Source organism: Sandarakinorhabdus rubra, assembly GCF_010994245.1.
GTDB lineage: Bacteria > Pseudomonadota > Alphaproteobacteria > Sphingomonadales > Sphingomonadaceae > Sandarakinorhabdus > Sandarakinorhabdus rubra.
In genome coordinates, this window is record NZ_WMHO01000269.1 from 1 (window position 1) to 3094 (window position 3094).

Annotated in this window: 6 protein-coding genes; 5 read left to right on the forward strand and 1 reads right to left on the reverse strand. The window is 69.1% G+C overall.

The window, feature by feature from the left end; all coding sequences use genetic code 11:
• Positions 1 to 193 (reverse strand): hypothetical protein (locus tag GJV64_RS13090; protein WP_164157766.1); only part of this gene is annotated, 193 nt, incomplete at its 3' end.
• Between the two features lie 228 nt (positions 194 to 421).
• On the opposite strand from GJV64_RS13090, the gene flgB reads away from it, so the two are divergent.
• The 5 genes from flgB to GJV64_RS13115 form a co-directional block, all read left to right on the forward strand.
• Positions 422 to 793, forward strand: coding sequence for a flagellar basal body rod protein FlgB (gene flgB / locus GJV64_RS13095; RefSeq protein ID WP_235927752.1), 372 nt, complete (start codon positions 422 to 424; stop codon positions 791 to 793).
• Positions 793 to 1191, forward strand: coding sequence for a flagellar basal body rod protein FlgC (gene flgC / locus GJV64_RS13100; protein WP_408015000.1), 399 nt, complete (start codon positions 793 to 795; stop codon positions 1189 to 1191). Before flgB ends, flgC begins: the two co-directional genes overlap by 1 nt.
• Complete coding sequence (locus GJV64_RS13105) at positions 1188 to 1520, forward strand: flagellar hook assembly protein FlgD (protein ID WP_164157769.1); 333 nt, start codon at positions 1188 to 1190, stop codon at positions 1518 to 1520. The genes flgC and GJV64_RS13105 overlap by 4 nt, the downstream gene beginning before the upstream one ends.
• A gap of 3 nt (positions 1521 to 1523) precedes the next feature.
• Entirely contained in the window at positions 1524 to 2819 is a 1296-nt protein-coding gene (locus GJV64_RS13110; protein ID WP_164157771.1) for a flagellar hook protein FlgE, read from the forward strand.
• Between the two features lie 13 nt (positions 2820 to 2832).
• Positions 2833 to 3094, forward strand: a 262-nt coding sequence (locus GJV64_RS13115) for a flagellar basal body protein (RefSeq protein WP_235927753.1), incomplete at its 3' end; no start/stop codon positions are given.

The window sequence follows — 3094 nt, forward strand, 5'->3', positions numbered from 1 at the left end:
CCAGCGCGCGCGGATCGAGCCGGGCCGGCGCGCCGGCAAAGTTGCTGACCCGCCGGGTGAGCGCGGCGATGTCTTCGAGACCGGCCGCGTCTTGGGCGCGCACCACAGGCGCCGCCAGCAGCAGCACGGCAAGGCCGGCGATGGCCAGGCCGATGCTGCGGCCGCTGATGCCGTGTCGGGGCGATTCAAGCATGGTGCGCTCCTGTCGTTATCTCTGGCGTGGTCGCTCTCCCCGGTGACCAGCAAGAAGCGCGCCAGCTGTCTGCCCTCCCCCTCAGGCCACGGCTGCCGGCTTCGCACCGGCCCGGAGCGCGGCAAGGGCCTGCCGCTCCCCCCGGCAAGACCTTGCCGCGTTCCGGGCCAAACCTGCATCGCCCCCCGTTGTCGCCGGGCTTGGCACGCTTGTTGCTGAGTTGGCGGCATGACGAACCCGCTCGACACCATGTTCAACCAGGCGATCGGCCTGTCCGCCACCGCGCTGCAGCTGCGCGCGCGGCGGCTGGACGTGATTGCCGGCAACATCGCCAATGCCGCCACGCCCGGCTTCAAGGCCCGCGATCTTGATGCGGATGCCGTGCTGGCCCGCGCTGCCGAAGCCGGCTTTGCCGGCGAGCTGGCCGGCGCCTCTCTGAAGTTCCGCGCCGCCCTGCAGCCCAGCCTCGATGGCAACACCGTCGAGCTGGCCACCGAACAGGCGGCCTTTGCCGAGAACGCGCTGAAGTATCAGGCCAGCCTCGGCTTCCTGACGGGCCGCATCCAGACGCTGATGAGCGCGCTGAAGGGCGGTGAATGATGAAGACCCCGCTCTCCACCTTCGACATCGCCGGCAGGGCCATGGCCGCCCAGCTGGTGCGGATGAACGCCATCGCCTCCAACCTCGCCAACGCCGGCAGCGTGGCGGGCAGCGAGGACGGGGCCTATCGCGCCCTCAAGCCGGTGTTTGCCAGCCGCTTCGACGGCGCTGCCGCCACGGTGGACGTGGCGCGCCTGGCCCGCACCGGCACGCCTGAAAAGCGGCTCGAGCCCGATCACCCGCTGGCCGATGCCAGCGGGCATGTGTGGGTCGCCGCCGTCGATCCCAACCAGGAGATGGTCGAAATGGTCGAGACCGCCCGCCACTATGCCAACAATGTCGAGGTGCTGGCCACCGCCCGCAGCCTTGCTGCCGACACGCTGAGGCTCGGCAAATGAGCGGCACCGAAGCCCTCACCGGCCTGCCCGCCGGCATCCCAGCCGCGCGGCCGCCCACGCCGCCAGCGCCGAAATCGACGCTGGGCCAGGCCGAGTTCCTGCGCCTCCTGACCACGCAGCTGCAGAACCAGGACCCGACCAAGCCCGTCGACAACCTGCAATATGTGCAACAGATGGCGATGTTCTCGCAGATCGCCGGCACCACCGAGGGCAATCAGAAGCTCGATGTCATCGCCGACCGGCTGGATCAGCTCATCGCGCTGTTCCAGATCCCGCCGCCGCAATCTTCCGCGCAATCCCCCACCCCACAAGCGACCGAAGGAACCTGAGCCATGGCCTTCTACACCGCCTTTTCCGGCCTTGCCGGCGCCCAGACCGAGATGGCGACCATCGCCAACAACATCGCCAACGTCTCGACCACCGGCTTCAAGCGCAGCCGCGTCTCGTTCGGCGACATCATCTCCACCTCGCCGCTGCAGAACCCCAACCGCATCGTCGGTTCGGGCACCACCGTCCGCTCCATCACCCAGCAGTTCCAGCAGGGGCCAACCGAAACCAGCACCTCGGCGCTGGACCTCGCGCTGGCGGGCCCGGGCTTCTTCGTGGTCAAGTCTGGCCCTGGCGGCGTGCAGACCAATTTCACCCGCGCCGGCAGTTTTGCCGTGACCGCCGACCGGATGATCGTCGACACGCAGGGCCGCAACCTGCAGGTCTTCCCGACCAGCATCGACGGCGTCGTGCAGTCGACCAGCCTCGCCTCCACCGTGCCGGCGCGGCTGCCGCTCACCTCCGGCGCGCCGCAGGCGACCAGCGCCATCAACGTCACGGTCAACCTGCCGTCCGACGCGCCAATCATCGCCAACCGGCCGATCTACACGCCCACCAACCCCTACGTGTTCGATCGCAACGATCCGGCCACCTTCAACCACAGCGCGGCGGTGACCGCCTATGACAGCCTGGGCAACCCGCTCGCTGCCACCATCTATTACGTGAAGGACAGTGCGGCGTCCGCCGCCGACCCGTTCCACCGCTGGACGGCGCGGGCCTTCGTCGGCAACACCGAGCTGAATGTGGGCGGCACCCCCGGCATTCCGCTGGAGTTCGATCTTGGCGGCGTGCTGACCAACCCGACGACGCCCTTTGCCTTCGATGCCTTCACGCCGTCGAGCGGCGGTGCCGCCATGGCCATCGCCATCGATCATGGCAGTGCCACGGTGCAGCAGGCCGGCCCCTTCAATGTCGGACTGATGGAGCAGGACGGGCTTGCCTCCGGCCAGCTGGAAAGCGTGTCGGTGGACCCCGACGGGCTTCTGCGCGCCAGCTTCTCCAACGGCGAGGTGCAGATCCTGGGCAAGGTGGCACTCGCCACCTTCTCCAACCCGCAGGGGCTGAAACAGACCGGCGATGCCAGCTGGGTGGTGACGCCCCAGAGCGGCGAGCCGATGATGGGCGAAGGCGGCCGCGGCGGCATCGGCACGATCCTGTCGGGCAATCTCGAGCGCTCGAACGTCGATCTCACCACCGAACTGGTCAACCTCATCGCGGCGCAGCGCAACTTCCAGGCCAGCGCCAAGGCGATCGAGACCGACAACCAGCTGATGCAGACCATCATCAACCTGCGCAACTGACGGCTGAGCCGACATGGACCGCCTGATCTACACCACCCTCACCAGCCTGACGGCGCGCAGCCGCGAGCAGCAGGTCACGGCCAACAACCTCGCCAATGCCGGCGTTCCCGGCTTCCGGCGCGAGCTGGTGGTGCAGGAAGGCCGTTATCTCGCTGCCCGCCAGAGCGCCGGCGGCGCCCACAACGCCCGCGCCCAGGCCGGCGCGCCCAGCCTGTCCACCCCGCGCGCCGCCGGCCGCACGGTCAGCACCGGCCGCGGGCTGGACGTGGCGCTGG

Excerpts from the sequence above, each read along its gene's own strand:
- flgB (WP_235927752.1), top strand. The coding sequence starts at position 422 with ATGACGAACCCGCTCGACACCATGTTCAACCAGGCGATCGGCCTGTCC.
- flgC (WP_408015000.1), top strand. The coding sequence starts at position 793 with ATGAAGACCCCGCTCTCCACCTTCGACATCGCCGGCAGGGCCATGGCC.
- GJV64_RS13105 (WP_164157769.1), top strand. The coding sequence starts at position 1,188 with ATGAGCGGCACCGAAGCCCTCACCGGCCTGCCCGCCGGCATCCCAGCC.
- GJV64_RS13110 (WP_164157771.1), top strand. The coding sequence starts at position 1,524 with ATGGCCTTCTACACCGCCTTTTCCGGCCTTGCCGGCGCCCAGACCGAG.